General features: G+C 65.0%; 15 protein-coding genes. 10 read left to right on the top strand and 5 right to left on the bottom strand.

The window, feature by feature from the left end; genetic code table 11:
• Nucleotides 1-23: 23 nt before the first annotated feature.
• The 5 genes from AAC077_RS17655 to AAC077_RS17675 form a co-directional block, all read right to left on the bottom strand.
• Nucleotides 24-1,031, bottom strand: a complete 1,008-nt coding sequence (locus tag AAC077_RS17655) for a LacI family DNA-binding transcriptional regulator (RefSeq protein WP_339772367.1) — start codon at nucleotides 1,029-1,031, stop codon at nucleotides 24-26.
• 145 nt (nucleotides 1,032-1,176) lie between these two features.
• A complete protein-coding gene (locus tag AAC077_RS17660) occupies nucleotides 1,177-2,856 on the bottom strand; it encodes a hydantoinase B/oxoprolinase family protein (RefSeq protein WP_339772369.1) in 1,680 nt (559 codons plus the stop codon).
• Nucleotides 2,853-4,916: a hydantoinase/oxoprolinase family protein gene (locus AAC077_RS17665; RefSeq protein WP_339772372.1), complete on the bottom strand. Its 2,064-nt coding sequence runs from the start codon at nucleotides 4,914-4,916 to the stop codon at nucleotides 2,853-2,855. Before AAC077_RS17665 ends, AAC077_RS17660 begins: the two co-directional genes overlap by 4 nt.
• Nucleotides 4,913-7,645: a molybdopterin cofactor-binding domain-containing protein gene (locus AAC077_RS17670; protein WP_339772374.1), complete on the bottom strand. Its 2,733-nt coding sequence runs from the start codon at nucleotides 7,643-7,645 to the stop codon at nucleotides 4,913-4,915. The genes AAC077_RS17665 and AAC077_RS17670 overlap by 4 nt, the downstream gene beginning before the upstream one ends.
• Nucleotides 7,635-8,471, bottom strand: a complete 837-nt coding sequence (locus tag AAC077_RS17675) for an FAD binding domain-containing protein (protein WP_339772377.1) — start codon at nucleotides 8,469-8,471, stop codon at nucleotides 7,635-7,637. Before AAC077_RS17675 ends, AAC077_RS17670 begins: the two co-directional genes overlap by 11 nt.
• Before the next feature lie 204 nt (nucleotides 8,472-8,675).
• Here AAC077_RS17675 and AAC077_RS17680 point away from each other — a divergent pair, with 204 nt between their 5' ends.
• From AAC077_RS17680 to AAC077_RS17725, 10 genes are all read left to right on the top strand, one after another.
• Entirely contained in the window at nucleotides 8,676-9,503 is an 828-nt protein-coding gene (locus tag AAC077_RS17680; RefSeq protein ID WP_339772379.1) for a ferredoxin--NADP reductase, read from the top strand.
• Nucleotides 9,504-9,694: 191 nt separating this feature from the next.
• A complete protein-coding gene (locus tag AAC077_RS17685; protein WP_339772551.1) occupies nucleotides 9,695-11,134 on the top strand; it encodes a 6-hydroxynicotinate reductase in 1,440 nt (479 codons plus the stop codon).
• Nucleotides 11,131-12,015, top strand: a complete 885-nt coding sequence (locus AAC077_RS17690; protein ID WP_339772382.1) for a UPF0280 family protein — start codon at nucleotides 11,131-11,133, stop codon at nucleotides 12,013-12,015. The genes AAC077_RS17685 and AAC077_RS17690 overlap by 4 nt, the downstream gene beginning before the upstream one ends.
• Complete coding sequence (locus AAC077_RS17695; protein ID WP_339772386.1) at nucleotides 12,008-12,592, top strand: amino acid synthesis family protein; 585 nt, start codon at nucleotides 12,008-12,010, stop codon at nucleotides 12,590-12,592. The genes AAC077_RS17690 and AAC077_RS17695 overlap by 8 nt, the downstream gene beginning before the upstream one ends.
• A complete protein-coding gene (locus AAC077_RS17700) occupies nucleotides 12,589-13,167 on the top strand; it encodes an amino acid synthesis family protein (protein WP_339772389.1) in 579 nt (192 codons plus the stop codon). Before AAC077_RS17695 ends, AAC077_RS17700 begins: the two co-directional genes overlap by 4 nt.
• A gap of 22 nt (nucleotides 13,168-13,189) precedes the next feature.
• Nucleotides 13,190-14,260, top strand: a complete 1,071-nt coding sequence (locus tag AAC077_RS17705) for an aromatic ring-hydroxylating dioxygenase subunit alpha (protein WP_339772392.1) — start codon at nucleotides 13,190-13,192, stop codon at nucleotides 14,258-14,260.
• A 60-nt stretch (nucleotides 14,261-14,320) separates the two neighbouring features.
• Nucleotides 14,321-15,541: an ABC transporter substrate-binding protein gene (locus AAC077_RS17710; protein WP_339772394.1), complete on the top strand. Its 1,221-nt coding sequence runs from the start codon at nucleotides 14,321-14,323 to the stop codon at nucleotides 15,539-15,541.
• 100 nt (nucleotides 15,542-15,641) lie between these two features.
• The gene (locus tag AAC077_RS17715; RefSeq protein WP_339772397.1) at nucleotides 15,642-17,501 is read left to right on the top strand and encodes an ABC transporter permease; all 1,860 of its coding nucleotides are present in this window, start codon (nucleotides 15,642-15,644) and stop codon (nucleotides 17,499-17,501) included.
• Complete coding sequence (locus tag AAC077_RS17720; protein WP_339772401.1) at nucleotides 17,498-18,268, top strand: ABC transporter ATP-binding protein; 771 nt, start codon at nucleotides 17,498-17,500, stop codon at nucleotides 18,266-18,268. The genes AAC077_RS17715 and AAC077_RS17720 overlap by 4 nt, the downstream gene beginning before the upstream one ends.
• Nucleotides 18,261-18,962: an ABC transporter ATP-binding protein gene (locus AAC077_RS17725; RefSeq protein WP_339772404.1), complete on the top strand. Its 702-nt coding sequence runs from the start codon at nucleotides 18,261-18,263 to the stop codon at nucleotides 18,960-18,962. The genes AAC077_RS17720 and AAC077_RS17725 overlap by 8 nt, the downstream gene beginning before the upstream one ends.
• Nucleotides 18,963-18,969 lie beyond the last annotated feature (7 nt).

Raw genomic sequence — 18,969 nt, forward strand, 5'->3', positions numbered from 1 at the left:
GGCGATGTCTGCGAAATATTGGCTCACTGTATGTTCTCACGGCTGTAGATGTTCAGTTTGATCCTGCCGGCGTCGGCAGGCGGTGTGGTCGCTTCGGTCAGATCGCGCATGACACCCACGGCGGCGATGACGCCTGCGCGGATGTCCTGGTCGATCACCAGATCGAAAATGCCGGTGCGCAAGGCCTCGCGCGATGTCTGGGTCAGTTCGTGCACGATCGTGGTGGGTTTCGGGTCCAGCGTGCCGACCGCGCGCACCAGCCCGCGGTTGCCCGCACCGATGGCATAGATACCGGCCAGCGGCTGGGTGCGCGCGGTGTCCAGCACGATCTGTTCCACCCGTGCGGCATCGTCGGCCCCTTGGGCGGCGGGCAGCAATGTGCAGCCGCCGAACCGTTCCTGCATGACCATCTGGAACCCCAGCAGGCGCTCGCTGTGATCGCGCGCCGCCAGCGACCCTGCGATCATCAGGACGTTGCCCGCGTCCTTGATGAACCGCCCCATGAACTCGGCCGCCGTGCGCCCGGCCACCACGTTGTCCGGTCCGACATAGGCATCGCGCCCGGAACTGGGCAGGTCGGCCACCAGGCTGACAACCCGGACGCCAGCGGCCTGAAGGGCGGCGATCTGCGCGTTGATCTCGGGCGCTTCGCTGGCCATCACGGCAACCGCGTCGCAGTCCAGCTTGCGCAGTGCGGCCACCTGATCTTGTACATCAAACGCCCGGGTTGGTACGATTTGCACATGCACCTGCTCTTCGCGCAGCCGCTGCTGTTCTTGCGCCAGTGCTGCGTGCAGCAGCGCGACAAAGCCGGTGTCCCCGGACGGGACGACAAAACAGAACCGATAGATGCGGCGGCGCGACAGGTTGGCGGCGGCCAGATTGCGGACGTATCCGGTTTGCACAACGGCAGCTTTGACGCGGTCCACAACCTTGGCCGACACGCCGCCGCGGTTGTTCAAAACACGATCGACGGTCGCAAGGCTGACCTGCGCCACCTCAGCAACGTCGCGTACCGTTGGCCCGCTCATTTCGAATCCTCCCCAGTCGCCCAAGGATCGGAGAGATTTTGAGGTACGTCAATCAGGATTCTGCGGTGCGCACCTCAGAAACAGAGGGTTGAAACGCAAGCCGCTGATTATAAGTGTATTTTAACGACACCCAGCCTGGAAAGCCTCAACGCCCGAACAGCCGCTCCGCTTCCTCTTGGGTATACCGCCCCAGCCGCACGTCCTCGGCCACCAGCGCCGGATCGCGGTCTTGGGCAGGGCCGTAACCGCCACCCCCCGGCGTGCGCACCCGCACCCGGTCCCCGACGCTCAGCGCGATGTCCTGCGCCTTGGACAGATGTTCGGGCACGAATTCCTTGCCGGATTGCGTGACCACCACGCGGTTCTTGCCGCCGTCCTCGCCGCCCAGAACCCCCTGCGGGCCGAACCGCCCGTGATCCATCACGAAACTGGCACGCGCCGTGCCGCGCAGGATTTCGACTTCGTAATCCAGCCCGAAACCACCCCGATGCGCACCCGCACCCCCCGATCCGTCGTGCAGGGCATAGCGGTGGTACAGGATCGGAAACTGCTGTTCCATAATCTCGACCGGCGGGGATTTGGAAATGCCGATGGTCGAACAGCCGTTTGAAATGCCGTCGCCCCCCGCATAGCCGCCGTAGCCGCCACCCGAAATCTGGTACATCACATAGCTGCGCCCCTCTTCCGCAATATCGCCCCCCAGCGCAAAGTTGCCGGACGATCCCGCAGGGGCGGCGGTCACCAGGTCCGGCAGCGGCACCACCAACGCGGCAAAGACCGCCTCGGCGATGCGCTGGCTGACCTCGGCGGCACAGCCCGACACGGGGCGCGGGTATTGCGCATCAAGGAAGGTGTTGACGGGGCGGATGATTTCCAACGGCTCAAACGCGCCGGCGCTGATGGGCACGTCGGGGAAAATATGACGCATCGCCAGGTAAACCGACGAATGCGTGGTTGCCAGAACCGAATTCATCGGCCCCGCACAGGGCGCGGACGAGCCGGTGAAATCAAAGCTTAGCGTGTCACCGTCCGCCGTGATCGCCAGCCGGATTTCCAGCGGTTCATCCACCACACCGTCGCTGTCCACGTAAGCGGTGGACTGATAAACCCCCACCGGAATCGCCGCGATGTTCGCGCGCATCTGCTGCGCCGCCCGCGTGCGCAATTCGCCGATGGCCGCGCGCACCGTGTCATCGCCGTAGCGGTCCAGCATCCGGGTCAGCCGCGACTGCCCCACATACAGCGCCGCCGCCTGCGCCTTCACATCCCCGATGCGTTGTTCCGACACGCGGATGTTCGAGCAGATGATCGCGTAAATCTCGGCGTCCAGCTCGCCCTCTTTGAACAGACGCACGGGCGGCAACCGCAGCCCTTCCTGTTCGACCGACGTGGCCGAGGCGGAAAAGCCGCCCGGCACCGCGCCGCCCGTATCGGGCCAGTGGCCGGTGTTCGACAGCCAGCAGAAAATCTCGCCGTTCCGCCAGACGGGCATGGCAAAACGCACGTCCATCAGGTGCGTGCCACCCAGATAGGGATCGTTCACGATATAGATGTCGCCCGGCTTGGGCTTGGCCGCTTTGCCGTCGCGGATCATCTGGATCAGCGTCGCAGTTGAAAACTGCATGGTGCCGACAAACACCGGCAGACCTTGCGAGCCTTGGGCGATCAGGCTGCCATCGACAGCCGAATAAATCCCGTCCGAGCGGTCATTCGCCTCGGCGATCACCGGCGAAAAGGCGGCGCGGGAAAACGACAGGTCCATTTCGTCACAGACCTGTTGCAGGCCCGACTGGATCACCGTCAGCGTAATCGGATCAATGGTCATGGCTGCTCTCCCAGGGTTACGATCAGGTTGCCGTCGGCGTCCTGTATGGCAGTGTCGCCCGGCTCCATCACCAGCGTGCAATCCATCTGTTCCACGATCACCGGCCCCGTCAGCGTTGCGTCTGCGGGCAGGTGGTCGCGCCAGTACACCGGCGTATCGACCCAACCGTCGAACCACACGGGCCGCGTGCCGGTCTGTGCCTGGTCAAGCGTCGCGCGGCGTTGGGCGGTGTCGATCAACAGCGACAGGTCCACCTCGGGACGGCGACCGATGACGGACGTGTTCACGTTCACCAGTGCGGGGCGGATTTCGGGCAGGCTGACCTGAAAGCGCCGGAAATACGCCTCTTCAAACAGCGCTTGCAGAGCGTCGCGGGTCGGCGTGGCATCGGGCAGCGGCACGCGCAACAGGTGCGTCTGGCCGATGAACTGCATGTCCACCGAATGCATCACCCGCAGGTCCGCAATCTGGACCCGTTCACGCCCTATGGCGGCTGTGCCGTCCTCGATCTGGCGTTCAAAGGCGGCGTGCACCTCGTCAATGTCGCACTGGTCCAGCGGCGTGTTCACCGTCTGCACAAAGTCGTGGCGCAGGTCGGCCACGATGCAGCCCAGGGCGTTGGTGATCCCGGGACGCGCAGGCACCAACACGCGCGGCACGCCCAGCTCGCGGGCAATCGCACAGGCGTGCAGCGGCCCTGCCCCGCCAAAGGCGAACAGCGCAAAATCGCGCGGGTCTTCGCCCAGCGAAATCGACACCATCCGCACCGCATCGGCCATCTTGGCCGTGGCAATGCGCAGCACCGCCGACGCCGCCTGCACCGCGTCCAGCCCCAGCGGATCGCCCAGCTTGGCGGCAAACACATCGCGGATCATGTCAATCGACACATCGCCGGAAATCGTGTTCAGCTTGGCCGGGTCCATCCGCCCGAGCAGCATGTTCGCATCCGAAATCGTCGGGTCGGTTCCGCCCTTGCCATAACAGATCGGACCGGGGGTCGATCCGGCGCTGTCCGGTCCCACCTGCAACAGCCCCGCCGCGTTGACCCGCGCGATGGAACCACCACCGGCCCCCACGGTGCGCACATCGACCATGGGCACGTGGATCGGCATCGCGTATTCAATCTCGATCTCGTGGCTGACGGCAGGGTCAGCGCCCCGGATCATCGCCACATCGGTGCTGGTGCCACCCATGTCATAGGTCAGCAGGTCAGGAATGCCCGCGCGCCGCCCCGTATAGGCCGCCGCCATCACGCCCGAGGCGGGCCCCGACATCACCGTCTTGGCCGCCTCGTCGGCCACGGTGCGCGCCGACACCATGCCGCCGTTGCCGTTCATCACCAGCAGGTCGCGGGTATAGCCGCGTTCGGCCAGCCGGTCGGCCAGCCGTTCCACATAGCGCCGCAACAAGGGCTGCACCGAGGCATTCACCGCCGCCGTGACCCCGCGTTCAAACTCGCGGCTTTCCGACAGCAGCGCGCTGCCCAGCGTGATGTTGCCGTTGGGCCATTCCTCGCGCGCAATCTCGCCCGCGCGGATTTCATGGGCGGGGTTGGCATAGGCGTGCAGGAAATGGATCACCAGCGCCTCGCAATCCTCGGCCACCAGTTGGCGCAGCGCCACGCGCAGGGCGTCCTCGTCCAGCGGCAGGTACTCAGACCCGTCTGCCAGCGTGCGTTCGGGCACCTCAAGCCGCAAGTCGCGCGGGATCAGCGGGCGGAACTGGCCCGACATGCCATAGGCCTGCGGACGGGTGCGCCGCCCCAGCTCCAGCACGTCCCGAAAGCCCATCGTGGTGATCAGCCCCGTCTTGCACAGACGCCGCTCCAGCACCGCGTTGGTGGTGGTCGTGGTGCCATGCACGATCAGGTCCAGCATCGCGGCATCCACGCCCGCGGCATCCAGCGCCGCCAGCACGCCATGCGCCTGATTGTCCAGCGTTGTCGGCACCTTGGCCAGTTTCACGCGGCCCGCGCGGCTGTCGTAATGCACCAGATCGGTGAACGTGCCGCCGACGTCGATCCCGGCAAAGCTGCCGCTGAGTTCGGTTGCGTCTGTCATGTCGTGGCCTTGTTGTTTTGCGCCAGAATGGCGGCGCGCACGCGGTCGGGCGTGGCGGGCAAATGATGGATGCGCGCGCCACTGGCGTGGGCGATGGCGTTCAGAATGGCGGGCGCCGTGGGGATCAGGCAATGCTCGCCCAGCCCCTTGGCCCCGTAAGGACCGTGCGCATCGCCGGATTCGATGATGACCGAGGTGATGCCCGGCACGTCGCCGATGGTCGGGATCAGGTAGTCGTGCAGGTTCTCTGTCCGACCGGGCAGGAATTCCTCCATCAGCGCCAGACCGATGCCCTGCGCAATGCCGCCTTCGATCTGGCCCTCGACCAGCAGCGGGTTGATCGCGCGGCCCACGTCATGCGCGGCCAGAAACCGCAGCAGTTTGACCGTGCCCAGGGCCATGTCGACCTCAAGCTCAACCATCTGCGCCGCCGTGCCGAACACGGCATAGGGCGATCCCTGCCCTTTTTCGTCCAGCGGCAAGGTGGGCGGGTCATAGCTTTCTTCAACTTCCAGCGCATAGCCGTCGGCGGCGGGCAGGTCGATCCGGCGGCGCACCTCGCCCTCGGACAGCTCAATCGCGCCATCTGCAAACGAAATGACGGCCCCTTCGCCCACATTGCCCATGCGCAAGATCTGCGCGCGCAGCGCCGCGCCCGCCAGCCGCGCGGCGTTGCCGGTGATGAACGTCTGACGGCTGGCCGAGGTTTTGCCCGCGTCCGGCGTTATGTCCGTGTCCGGCCCCACCAGCGTGACCGCCGACAACGGCACCCCCATCGCCTGCGCAAAAATCTGGGTGATGACGGTGTTCGACCCCTGGCCGATATCCACCGCCCCCTGATGCAGCATCAGCACGCCATCCGACGTCACCCCCGCGCGGATCGTCGAGGGGTTCGACATCGACGTGTTGCCACAGCCGTACCAGCCGCCCGCGACACCCACGCCGCGCTTGATCTGGGCATGGCCGGCGTTGAAGGCAGCCGCCTCGGCCAGCGCGCGGTCCCATTCGGGTTTCAGCGCGTCAAAGCAGGCGTCGATGCCCATGCCGGTGTCAAACACCTGCCCCGTGACCGTCGGATCGCCGTTTTGCAGGCAGTTTGCGCGGCGGAAGGCCAGCCGGTCCATGCCCAGCCTATCGGCCAGCAGGTCGAACAACTGCTCTTGCGCGACGGCGGATTGCGGCACGCCAAAGCCGCGGAATGCGCCCGCAGGGGCGGTGTTGGTGTGGATGCCAACGCTGTTGGCTTCGTAATCCGGCACGCGGTACGGGCCCGAGGCATGGATCGGCACACGGTTCGCCACCGTCGGCCCCCAGCTTGCATACGCGCCCGTATTGAACACCCCGTCAAACCGCGCGCCCACGATCCGGCCGCCTGCGTCTGCGCCGATCTTCATGGTAATCTCGGACGGGTGCCGTTTGGTCGAACTGGCGATGCTTTCGGCGCGGGTATAGGCCATGCGCACCGGTTGTCCCAATTTCCACGCCGCCAGCGCAACATAGGGCTGCGCGGTCAGGTCCAGTTTCGATCCGAACCCGCCGCCGACCGCCGTGGGCAGAATGCGCACCGCCGCAGGGTCCAGCCCCAGAATACCCGCCAGCGCATCGCGGTTCATATAGGGCGCCTGCGTGCAGCATTGCACCTCGATCCGGTCGCCCACCCTGCGGGCGCTGGCCGCTTCGGGTTCGATATAGCCGTGTTCGATGAACCCCGTGGAGAAATCGCCCGTGACCACATGCGCCGCCTGCGCCAGCGCCGCATCGGCATCGCCGCGCGCAACAAACCCGCGACACATCACGTTGTCCGCGCGGTCGGGATGCAGCAGCGCCGCCGCGTCGGCCCCCGTGGGCGTCAGCTGCGCCGTGCGTTCGTCCCAGTCCACCGGAAAGGCACCCATCGCATCCAGCACATCCGCACGGCCCACCACGGCGGCAACCGCTTCGCCCTTGAACCGCGCCTCGGATTCGGCAAAGACCGGCTGGTCGATGAACCCCGGAATGACGCCAAACAGGTTCGCCCCCGGCACGTCACTGGCGGTCAGGATCAGGTCCAGCCCGTTTTCAGCCCGAAACGCCTCAAGATCACCAAACCGGAACCCGGCGCGGTGAAACGGTGACCGGATCACCCGCACCGTCAGCGCATCTGCCGGGGCCACGTCATCGCCAAAGCGTTCGCCCCCCGACACCTTGGGCCAGCCGTCCAGCCGCGCCACCCGCGCGCCGATGCCGCCTTCGGTCAATGTCTTGGTGGTCGCGCTTGCGTCCAGAACCGCCGCGATGATCTTGCGATAGCCGGTGCACCGGCACAGCACGCCGCCCAAGGCATCGGCCACCCGGTCCTCGGTCAACACTGCGCCCGAGCGCAGCAGCGCCACCGCCGACACCATCATGCCCGGTGTGCAGATCCCGCATTGCGCCGCCTGATGGCGCTGGAACGCATCCGCCAGCCGCGCGGCGTCGGGGTCGCCCGCCACCAGCCCCGATTGCGTCTCGACCGTCCGGCCCTGCGCCTGACCGGCAGCGGTGATGCACGCGCACACCGGCGCACCGTCCAGCAGCACCGTGCAGGCCCCGCAATCGCCCGCGTTGCACCCCACCTTGACGTCCAGCGCGCCCGCGCTGTTGCGCAGCACCTCGGACAGCCGCGCGGTGGCCTGCGCCGGTACGGTGATCGCGTCCCCGTTCAGGGTCAGGGTCAGGGCAATCTGGCCTTTGGGTTCATCAAGCGACATCTGTTTTCTCCACTGCATCCAGCACCGTGCGCCGCACCAGCGTGCGCACCGCATCCATGCGATAGGCGGCACTTGCGCGCACATCATCAATCGGCGTCAGCTCGTCCAGCCGCGCCTGACCGACAATGCCGCCCACGTCCCCCAGCGCGGCACCGACCAGCGCCGTTTCCAGCGCGACCAGCCGGCGCGCCACCGGCGAACAAGACCCGACAGCGATATGGGCACGCACGATCCGCCCGCCTTCGGCGTGCACCACGGCCCCGACCATCGCGATGGAAATCACCAGATACCGCCGCGCCCCCAGCTTGCGGAATGCGCCGCATCCGGGCGCATCGGGCACATAGATCGCCGTCATCAACTCAGCCGGCCCCAGATCGACCTTGCGGATACCTTGGATAAAAGCGCCCAGCGGCACCCGCCGCGCGCCATCCGGCCCCGTCAGCTCAACCTCGGCGTCCAGCGCCAGCAGCGCGGGCACGCCATCTGCGGCGGGCGAGGCGTTGCACAGGTTGCCCGCGACGGTGCCGGTGTTCTGGATCTGCACCGACCCGACCTCGCGCGCGGCCAGCTTCAGACCGTCGAACAGCGCCGGCAGGTCGGCGCGCACCACATCCGTCCACGTCGTCGCCGCCCCGATCCGCCAGTGGTCGCCGTCGCGCGTGATCCCGCGCAGCCCCGACACCGCCGACACGTCGATCATGCGCGCAGGCGCAGGTGCATCGCGCAGGCCGGGATACACATCCGTGCCCCCCGCCAGAACAACGCCACCCCCTTCGGCCAGCAGGGCCAGGGCTGCGTCCAGTGTCTCGGGCCGATGAAGCGTCATGATGGGCCTCTCTCACACCCCGAAAGCGTGCGGGGCTTCATTTGTGTGCAAACGATACAGGCACACCGTAGAAACTTGCACGAAAAGTTGTCAATCGTCCTGATCGCTTTCGGGGCTTTATCGGGCAAAAAACTTTTTTCGTTTGTGTACGAATGAATTTTGACGCAGCATCTGCCCTGAAATTATGCACAACGGAGCATTGCGATGACCGATCTTGTCCTTGATCCCATCCTGCGGGGGCAACCCGCCGGATTCGAAATTCCCGCCGCCTGCTTTGGCCTGACGGTGACCGAGGTGCAGCATTACACCGACCGGTTGTTCCGCTTTCGGGTGACCCGCCCCGCCACCTTCCGCTTCCGGTCGGGCGAGTTCGTGATGATCGGCCTGCCCAATGCCGACCGCCCCGTCATGCGCGCCTATTCCATCGCATCGCCCGCATGGGACGACACGCTGGAATTCTATTCGATCAAGGTCCCCGACGGCCCGCTGACCGAGCATTTGCAGAACATTCAGGTGGGCGACACGGTCCTGATGCGCAAGAAACCCACCGGCACGCTGGTGCTGGACGCGCTGACCCCGGGCAAGCGGCTGTGGATGCTGTCCACCGGCACCGGTATCGCGCCTTTTGCCTCGCTGATTCGCGATCCCGAAACCTATGACCGCTTTGACGAGGTGATCCTGTGCCACTGCTGCCGCGAGGTGGCCGAGCTGACCTATGGCGACGAAATCACCACGGCCACGCTGAACGATCCGCTGGTTGGCGAACTGGCCCAAGGCCGCCTGCGCCTGTTCAACACCGCCACCCGCGAGGCGTACAAAGTGCAGGGGCGCATCACCGACATGATTCGCACCGGCACTATATATACGGCCCTGGGCGTGCCCCCGATCACCGCCGCAGACGACCGCGTGATGATCTGCGGGTCGATGGAGATGCTGGCCGATTGCCGCGCGATCTGTCTTGATCTGGGGCTGGAAGAAGGGGCCAACAACCGCCCCGCTGAATTCGTAGTCGAAAAGGCGTTTGTGGACTGATCCATGACCACAACCCGCGCAAAACTGTTGACACACAAACGGGTGTCGTGCGTTCGTATACAAACGAATTGCACATCCGACATGATCCGCCCGATTGCCAAGACACCGGAGCCCGCACCGTGACCGAGACCGCCAGCAAACGCCCCCAGACCGCCAAGCCGGAGAAAATCCGCTGCGACGCCTGCCCGGTCATGTGCTACATCGCCGACGGCCGTTCGGGCGCCTGCGACCGATACGCAAACGAGGGCGGCGAGCTGGTGCGTCTGGACCCGCTGACCATTCTGGAAAACCGCGAGGACACGCCGCTGGTGCCCTTCCTTGACCGCGAATGGGATGGCGATCTGGTCACCGGCGACCAGACGTTCATCACCGCCGTCGGGTCGGGCACCACCTATCCCGACTATAAACCCGCGCCCTTCATCGTCGCCTCGAAATCCGCGGGCGTCGACATGATCACCGTCGTGACCGAGGGCATCTTTTCCTATTGCGGGGCCAAGGTGAAAATCGACACCGACCGCCACCTTGGCAGCGAATGCGCGCCTGTCCGTGCCGATGGCGAGGTGATCGGCCACGTCTCGACGTCCGAATACGGATCGCAAATGCTGTCGCTGGGCGGGGTCAATCACCTGACAGGCGGATCGAAGAAAGAGGGGCGCGCGACCTGTTCGGCCCTGCTGGCGCTGTGCAACGGCGAACAGGTTGCGCTGACCATCGACAACGGTGCCGACCTTGAGATTGCTGCCGGACAGGCCCCCATCGTCAACGGCACGCCCGAGCAACGCATGCGCGTCGGCTGCGGGTCGGCCACGGTGGGCATGTTCGCGGCACAGTGGCAGGGGCTGGTGGACGAGGTTGTCGTCGTCGATGACCACATCACCGGCGTCATGTCCGAACATCAGGCGGGCAAGGTCATCGGCTGGGCCCCCTCGGGCATCAAGATCAAGGGCCGCCGCTCGACCCCGGGACGTTACTTTCAAGTGGCCGAACCCGGCACCGGCTGGGGCGGCACCGATCTGACCGATCCGCTGGACATTCTGGACACGTGGAAACCCGATCAGGCGCGTGCCGGCCTGTCGCTGCTGATGGTGTCGACCACCGGCGAAAACGCCGCCTACTACGAGCTGAACGACGATCTGGTGCCGGTGCAAAAGGACATGCCCGCGCGGCTGCTGCCCTCGGTCCAACGGATCGAGGAAAACTGCGAACCTTCGCTGACCTCGGTGCTGTTCATGGCCGGTGCGGGCGGGTCGTTGCGGTCTGGCGTCACGGAAAACCCCGTGTCGCTGACCCGTTCGGTGCAATCGCGGCTGACCCGTGTGACATCGGGCGGCGCGCCGGTGTTCATCTGGCCGGGTGGCGGCATCACCTTTATGGCAGACGTCACGCAAATGCCGAAAAATGCCTTTGGCTATGTGCCCACGCCCGCGCTGGTAGCGCCCATTGAATTTACCATGACTGCGGCGGATTACGCCGCGCTTGGCGGGCATATAGATTACGTCATGCCGCTGGAAGACGCCCTGCGCGGCCTTAAGGGGCGGCAGAACGATCACCGCCTGTCCGGCCAACGCTCGGAAAACCGCAAGACCGGCGCGCCGTGGCCTATATCGTCGGACACACGGGGGCCGAAATGAGCTGGCAGGAAACCCCAACGGCGCACCTGTCGCCTGACGGTCATCTGCGGCTGGTCCATGGCCCGATTGACCTGATCGTGGTGGCCGAAGGGTCGGCACAGGCGGTGCGCGCTGCCTATCTGCGCGCGCGGGATGCCTTTGCGCCGGTGCTGGGCGATCTGGTGGCCGAGCTGCCGCGTTTGCGCAAATGCGACGGGCCTGCGCCCACCGGCGTGATCGCACGGAAGATGCAGCAAGCCGTCGCCCCCTTTGCCCCCACCTTTGTCACCCCGATGGCCGCCGTCGCCGGTGCCGTGGCCGACCACATCCTGACCGCGATGCTGGCCCCGAGCCATCGTCTGACCCGCGCCCATGTGAACAACGGCGGCGACATTGCCCTGTGGACCGCGCACCAGCCCCTGCGCCTTGCGATCTGCGAGGACCCGACCACCGCCAGCGCAGGCGCGCAAGCCGACATCGGGCCCCATGACGGCATCGGCGGCGTGGCCACATCGGGCTGGCGGGGCCGGTCGCATTCGCTGGGCATTGCCGACGCGGTGACCGTGCTGGCCGCCACTGCGGCGCAGGCCGACGCCGCCGCCACGCTGATCGCCAACGCCATCGACCTGCCCGACCACCCCGCCATCACCCGCGCCCCCGCCAACAGCCTGTCGCCCGACAGCGATCTGGGCGCGCGGCGGGTCACCACCGATGTTGCCCCCCTGCCCGGTACGGATGTGACCGCCGCACTGGATCACGGGGCCGCCATCGCCACAAATTTTGCCGCACGCGGACTGATTGTCGGCGCATGTCTTGCCTGTCAGGGCCAAAGACGCATGATCGGCACAACCAAGACCGCCCGCACCACGCAGGGCCAGCCCAAGGACCTTATCCATGCCTGAACCCGTCATCCGCAAAACGGCAATCCTGACCGAAACCATCTATCACGAGGGCGGCCCCGCCCCCGAAACACCCCTGCGCCGCGCCGCTTGCATGACCGTCATCGCGAACCCCTTCGCAGGGCGTTATGTCGAGGATATTCAGGGCTTTATGGAAGATCTGAAACCGCTGGGCGCGCAGATGGCACAGGATCTGATCGCCGCTCTTGGCGGTGACGCGTCCGCCATTCAGGGCTACGGCAAAGGCGCCATCGTCGGCACCAACGGCGAACTGGAACACGGCGCGCTGTGGCATGTGCCCGGCGGCTATGCCATGCGCGACACCATTGCCGACAGCATGGCCATCGTGCCCTCGACGAAAAAGATCGGCGGACCGGGCACCCGTCTGGACGTGCCGATCACCCACACCAACGCGTCCTATGTGCGCAGCCATTTCGACGCGATGGAGGTCGGCCTGTCCGACGGACCCAAGGCCGACGAAATCCTGCTGGTGCTGGTGATGAGCACCGGCCCCCGCATTCACGCCCGCGTCGGTGGTCTGGCCGCCGAGGACGTCAAGGGCGAGGACGGCTTGCGGTGAACCTGCGCCGGATCATAACGCTGGTCGAAGAGACACGCACCGAAATGGGCCAACCCGTTTCGCCCCCCGCACGGCGCGCACTGGCGGCGGCGGTGATCGTGAACCCCTATGCGGGGCGTTATGTGGACGATCTGGCCGAGCTGTTCGACACCGGCGCACAGCTTGGCGCGCTTCTGGGCATCGAGGCGCTGACCGCTTTGGGCTGTGCGGCGGGCGATGTTCAAGGCTACGGCAAAGCAGCCCTCGTGGGCGAAGACGGCGAGCTGGAACACGCCGCCGCCCTGCTGCACCCGACGCTGGGCGCGCCCCTGCGCGACGTGCTGGGCGGCGGCAAGGCGCTGGTGCCCTCGTCCAAGGCGATGGGCGGACCGGGCAGCGTGATCGACGTGCCGCTGGGCCACAAGAACGCCGCTTACGTGCGCAGCCACTTTGACGGGATGCGCCTGCAACTGCCCGATGCCCCGCGGCGCGGGGAAATCGTGGTGGCCGTGGCCCTGCAACTGGCCGGGCGACCCAATCCGCGCGTCGGCGGGCTGAAACACAGCGAAGTCACCGGCGCGGACGGGCTGCGCTAGAGACACCACCAAGGAGGTCAACATGACGAAATTCGTTCGAAATGCCTGGTACGTGGCCGCGTGGTCGACCGAGATCGACGACGACCTGCGCCGCTTTACCATCCTTGGTGACCACGTCGTCATGTACCGCAAATCCGACGGCGGCGTTGTCGCACTTGAGGATCGCTGCCCGCACCGCCTGTTGCCGCTGTCCAAGGGCAAGCGCGTGGGCGACAACGTGCAATGCGGCTATCACGGGCTGACCTTCGACTGTTCGGGCGCCTGCGTGCGGGTGCCGGGCCAGACCAACCTGCCCAAATCCGCCTATGTCGAGGCGTTTCCCATCGAGGAACGCCACGGCATCGTCTGGATCTGGATGGGCGACCCGGCCCGCGCCGACACGTCCAAAGTGTTCGACATGCCCGAATTCACCGACCCCGCCTGGAAGGTCCACCACGGCGACGCGCTGCATCTGAAATCGAACTATCTGAACGTGGCCGAAAACCTGGTTGATCCGGCGCACGTCAGCTTTGTCCACCCCACCACGCTGGGCAACGCCGCATCCGAAAACGTCCCCGTACACGTGCAGACCGAAGGCGAGGCGATCCTGGCCTGGCGCTGGATACGCGACGCGGAACCGATTGGGTTTTTCAAAGGGTTCGGCGGATTCACCGGCAACGTGGACCGCTGGCATTACTACTACCTTTACACCCCCTGCACCGCCGTCATCGACTTTGGCTCGGCCCCCGCCGAGGACGCCATTGCCGAGGACGAACGCAACAAGGGCGTGCGCATCTTTGCCCTGCATTTCATCACACCGGTGACCGAAACCTATTCCATCGACCGCTGGATGCACATCCGCAACACCGCGCTTGACGATCCCGACGCAGAAGCGACCATGGACAAGATGTTCCGCGTGGCTTTTCAAGAGGACAAAGAGATCCTTGAAGCCGTGCAAGAGGAAGAAAACCGCCCCGCCAAACGGCGTCCGATCCGCATCGCCATCGACAAGGGCCCGCTTGTCTACCGCAAGCGGATCAACGACCTGATCGAACTGGAACGGACCGAAGATCTCGCAAGCGATCCGTCGCCTGCCTTTGTTTATCACGACTAACCGGCGTAAGACCGGATCACGACCCCCGCAGCACTGCTGCCACCAATAGGAGAGACCCCGATGACCCTGACGCGACGCACCCTGATCGCCGCTGCCACCGCCCTTGTGATGGCGCCCGGCTTTATGTCTGGGGCCGCACTGGCCCAAGACACCATCAAGATCGGCGAGATCAACCATTACAAACGCATGGCCGCCTTTGCCGAGCCCTATAAGATGGGCATCGAACTGGCGCTGAAAGAGATCAACGACGCGGGCGGTGTGCTGGGCAAACCGCTTGAATTCATCTACCGCGACGATCAGGGCGACCCCGCCGAAGCGGTCAAGATCGCAGAAGAGCTGATGACCCGCGACGGGGCCGTCATGCTGACCGGTTCGATCCTGTCGCACGTCGGTCTGGCGCTGTCGTCCTTTGCCGCCGAAAAGGGGTATCTCTACCTGGCCGCCGAACCGCTGGCCGACAGCCTTGTGTGGCAGTCAGGCAACCCCAACACCTTCCGGCTGCGCGCCTCGACGTGGATTCAGGCCGCGATGCTGGCCGAAGAGGCCGCCAAAACCGACGCGATCAAATACGCCACCATCGCGCCCAACTATGCCTATGGTCAGGATGCCGTCGCAGCGTTCAAGGAAAACCTGAAACGGCTGAAGCCCGAGGTTGAATTCGTCGCCGAACAATGGCCCGCCCTGTTCAAGATCGACGCCGGCGCCGAGGTGCAGGCGATCGAACGTGCCAAGCCCGACGCGATCTATAACGTGACCTTTGGCACCGACCTTGCCAAATTCGTGCGCGAAGGCGGCGACCGTGGCCTGTTCGATGGCCGCCCCGTCTATGGTCTGCTGTCCGGCGAGCCCGAATATCTGGAACCGCTGGGCGACGAGGCCCCCGAAGGCTGGTTCGTGACCGGCTATCCCTGGTACGCCTTTGACAACGGCACCCCGGAAAAAGCGTTCGTAGACGCCTATATCGCGGAAACCGGTGAAACGCCCAAGATCGGCTCGTTGGTTGGCTATCTTGACGTGCTGTCCATCGCCGCCGCCATCGAAAAGGCCGGCGCCACCGACACCGCGTCGCTGATCGCCGCCTTTGAGGGTCTGGAAATCCCCGACACGCCCATCGGCACGCTCAGCTACCGCGAAATCGACAACCAGTCGAACATGGGCGCCTATGTCGGCACCCTCGCGTTGGAAGACGGCAAGGGCGTGATGGTCGACTGGACCTACAAATCGCCCGACGGCTACATGCCCTCCGACGAAGAAGTCACAGCGATGCGCCCGGCCGAATAAGCCAGCCGCAACAGGCAGGTGGGCAAGAACGCCCGCCTGCCACGCCCCTTCCTGACATGACACACCGCTTGGCGGTGACCACCCAAGGATTATCTTCCGCATGGCCTTTTTCTTTGCACAGCTTCTGACCGGCCTCGCCAATGCCTCGTCTTTGTTCCTCGTGGCGTCGGGCCTGTCGCTGATCTTTGGCGTCACCCGCATCGTGAACTTTGCCCACGGGTCGTTCTATATGCTGGGGGCTTTTGTCGGCGTTACCCTGATGAACGTGCTGCCCGGCACGGTCGGCTTCTGGGGCGCGATCCTGATCACCGGCCTTGTGGTGGGGGCCATCGGCGCCTTTGTCGAAATGGTGGTGCTGCGCCCGATCTACCGCGCGCCGGAGCTGTTCCAACTGGTCGCCACCTTTGGCGTGATCCTTGTCATTCAGGACCTTGCCCTGATGATCTGGGGCGCCGAGGACCGCATGGGCCCCCGCGCCCCCGGCCTGCGCGGCGTCTGGCGCATCTTTGGCGAACCGGTGCCCAAATACGATCTGGTGATCATTGCCATCACCCCGTTCATCCTGTTCGCCCTGTGGTATCTGATCACCAAGACACGGGTCGGCGTGCTGGTCCGCGCCGCGACCCAGGACCGCGAGATGGTCGGCGCGCTTGGCGTCAATCAGGCGTGGCTGTTCACCGGCGTCTTTGCCCTTGGCTCGGCGCTGGCCGGCTGGGGCGGTGCGTTGCAACTGCCCAAGGGCGGGGCGGACCTGTTGATGGACTTTAACATCATCGGCGCGGTCTTTGTCGTGGTGGTCATCGGCGGCATGGGGTCACTGCCCGGCGCGTTTATCGCCGCTGTGCTGATCTCGGTGCTGAACGTCTTTGGCGTCACCTACCTGCCGCAATCCACGCTGGTGCTGATGTTTGTCGTCATGGCCGTTGTGCTGATCATCCGCCCCTACGGCCTGCTGGGCCGCGAGGAAGTCGCGGGCGAACACGGACAGGTCGGCGCGCCCGAAACCCCGATCCGTCCCTATGGCACCACAGGTCAGATGCTGGTCGCCGCCTTGCTTCTGGCACTGGCCGCCCTGCCCCTGTTTGCCGACCGCTTCATGCTGATCCTGCTGATCGACATGGTGGTCTTTGCCCTGTTTGCCGCATCGCTGCACTTTATCCTGGGCTCTGGCGGGCTGGTCAGCTTTGGCCACGCGGCGTTCTTTGGCGGCGGGGCCTATGCCGCGGCGCTGCTGGTCTTTCACCTTGATACGCCCATGGAGGTCGCATTCCTGTTTGCCCCCCTTGCGGCCGGTCTGCTGGCGCTGGGGATCGGCTGGTTCTGTATCCGCCTCAGCGGGGTCTATTTTGCCATGCTCACGCTGGCGTTTTCGCAACTGGTCTGGTCGATGGCCTATCAATGGCGCGACCTGACGCGGGGCGATGACGGGCTGGTCAACATCTGGCCCTCGGCATGGCTCAGCGACACCATCCCGTTCTATTACTTCACGCTGGCCTTTGGCGTCGGCGGCATCCTTGTGCTGCGCCACATCATCCATTCGCCATTCGGCTACGCCCTGCGCGCCGGCCGCGACAGCCCGCGTCAGGCCGAGGCGATGGGGATCAACGTCAAACGCGTGCAGCATGTGGCCTTTGGCCTTGCCGGTGTGATGGCGGGTCTGGCGGGCGGTATCTTTGTCTTTTCCAAAGGGTCGGTGTTCCCCACCGAACTGGAAATCGCCGCCTCGTTCGACGCGCTGATCGTCGTGTTCCTGGGCGGTGTCAAAACTCTTGCCGGTGGCGTCGTCGGCGCGGGCTTTATGACCGTCGTCGAAGACTGGCTGACCCGCCTTGAATACTGGCGGCTGGTGCTGGGTCTGGTGATCATCGCCGTGGTCATCATCGCGCCCGAAGGCATCGTCGGCACCCTGCGCAGCACGTGGGCCAAATTCCGCGGCACCAACGAAGAGGCCGTCAAATGACCGAAATCCTGCGCGTCGAGAACCTGAAGAAAAGCTATGACGGATTTCTAGCCGTCAACGGCGTGTCCTTTGCCGTGCAACAGGGCGAGCTGAAGGCGCTGATCGGCCCCAACGGGGCGGGCAAATCCACCTGTTTCAACATGCTGATGGGGCAGTTGAAACCCACCGGCGGCCAAGTGTTTCTGGACGGCGAAAACGTCACCGGCCAGCGCCCCCGCGACATCTGGCGCAAGGGGGTTGGCCGCACGTTCCAGATCACCGGCACCTACCAGTCGATGAGCGTGATCGAGAACGTGCAGATGGCGCTGATCAGCCACCACCGCAAACTGTTCTCGATGCTGCCCCGCGCGTGGAAACTGTACCGCGACGAAGCGTTCGAGTTTCTGGAAACCGTGTCGATGGCCGATCAGGCCGACCGGCCCTGTTCGGTTCTGGCGTATGGCGATCTGAAACGGCTGGAACTGGCGATTGCGCTGACCCACCGTCCGCGTCTGCTGCTGATGGATGAACCCACCGCCGGCATGGCCCCTTCGGCGCGGATCGCGCTGATGCAACTGGTCGCGGATATTGTACAGGATCAGGGCGTTTCAGTCCTTTTTACCGAACACGACATGGATGTCGTCTTTGCCCATGCGCATCACATCATGGTGCTGAACCGGGGCGAGCTGATCGCAGATGGCAGCGCCGCAGAGGTGCGTGAAAACCCGCAAGTCCAAGAGGTGTACCTGGGCGGTGGCACGTTGTTCAAGGAGGCACAGGATGCTTAATATCGAAGGCATTCACAGCTATTACGACAAGGCCCACATCCTGAACGGGTTGTCCTTTCAGATCGGGCGGGGCGAGGTCGTGGCGTTGCTGGGCCGCAATGGTGCGGGCAAATCCACAACGATGAAATCGGTCATGCAACTGGTGCGCCCCCGCACCGGCCGCGTGATGTTTCAGAACACCGATCTGGTCGGCGCCCCCGCTTTTCGCGTCGCCAAATCCGGCATCGGATACGTCCCCGAAGACCGCCGCATTTTCACCGACCTGACCGTGATGGAAAACCTTGAAGTCGGCCGCCAGCCGCCGCGCGACGGTGCGCCGACATGGACGGTCGAACAGCTTTTCGACATCTTCCCGAACCTGGCCGAACGCCGCAGCAACCGCGGCAAACATATGTCGGGCGGCGAACAGCAGATGCTGACCATCGCGCGCACGCTTATGGGCAACCCGTTGCTTTTGCTGCTGGACGAGCCGTCCGAAGGCATCGCGCCGGTGATCGTCGAAGAGATGGCCAACACCATCCTCAAGCTCAAGGCCCAAGGGCTGACAGTGGTGATTTCCGAGCAAAACCTGCACTTTGCCCGCGCCGTGGCCGACCGTGCCATCATCATCGAAAGCGGCGAAAAGAAGTTCGACGGCAGCTTTGCCGAGCTGGAGGCCCACCCCGAAATCCGCGATGCCTATCTGTCGGTCTGATCCCGTC

The organism is uncultured Pseudosulfitobacter sp. (assembly GCF_963976325.1).
In the GTDB taxonomy this organism is placed as follows: domain Bacteria; phylum Pseudomonadota; class Alphaproteobacteria; order Rhodobacterales; family Rhodobacteraceae; genus Pseudosulfitobacter.

Coding starts and splice junctions, on each gene's coding strand:
- AAC077_RS17705 (WP_339772392.1), top strand. CDS start 13,190: ATGACGAAATTCGTTCGAAATGCCTGGTACGTGGCCGCGTGGTCGACC.
- AAC077_RS17680 (WP_339772379.1), top strand. CDS start 8,676: ATGACCGATCTTGTCCTTGATCCCATCCTGCGGGGGCAACCCGCCGGA.
- AAC077_RS17655 (WP_339772367.1), bottom strand. CDS start 1,031: ATGAGCGGGCCAACGGTACGCGACGTTGCTGAGGTGGCGCAGGTCAGC.
- AAC077_RS17715 (WP_339772397.1), top strand. CDS start 15,642: ATGGCCTTTTTCTTTGCACAGCTTCTGACCGGCCTCGCCAATGCCTCG.
- AAC077_RS17710 (WP_339772394.1), top strand. CDS start 14,321: ATGACCCTGACGCGACGCACCCTGATCGCCGCTGCCACCGCCCTTGTG.
- AAC077_RS17665 (WP_339772372.1), bottom strand. CDS start 4,916: ATGACAGACGCAACCGAACTCAGCGGCAGCTTTGCCGGGATCGACGTC.
- AAC077_RS17725 (WP_339772404.1), top strand. CDS start 18,261: ATGCTTAATATCGAAGGCATTCACAGCTATTACGACAAGGCCCACATC.
- AAC077_RS17720 (WP_339772401.1), top strand. CDS start 17,498: ATGACCGAAATCCTGCGCGTCGAGAACCTGAAGAAAAGCTATGACGGA.
- AAC077_RS17690 (WP_339772382.1), top strand. CDS start 11,131: ATGAGCTGGCAGGAAACCCCAACGGCGCACCTGTCGCCTGACGGTCAT.
- AAC077_RS17670 (WP_339772374.1), bottom strand. CDS start 7,645: ATGTCGCTTGATGAACCCAAAGGCCAGATTGCCCTGACCCTGACCCTG.
- AAC077_RS17695 (WP_339772386.1), top strand. CDS start 12,008: ATGCCTGAACCCGTCATCCGCAAAACGGCAATCCTGACCGAAACCATC.
- AAC077_RS17685 (WP_339772551.1), top strand. CDS start 9,695: ATGTGCTACATCGCCGACGGCCGTTCGGGCGCCTGCGACCGATACGCA.
- AAC077_RS17660 (WP_339772369.1), bottom strand. CDS start 2,856: ATGACCATTGATCCGATTACGCTGACGGTGATCCAGTCGGGCCTGCAA.
- AAC077_RS17675 (WP_339772377.1), bottom strand. CDS start 8,471: ATGACGCTTCATCGGCCCGAGACACTGGACGCAGCCCTGGCCCTGCTG.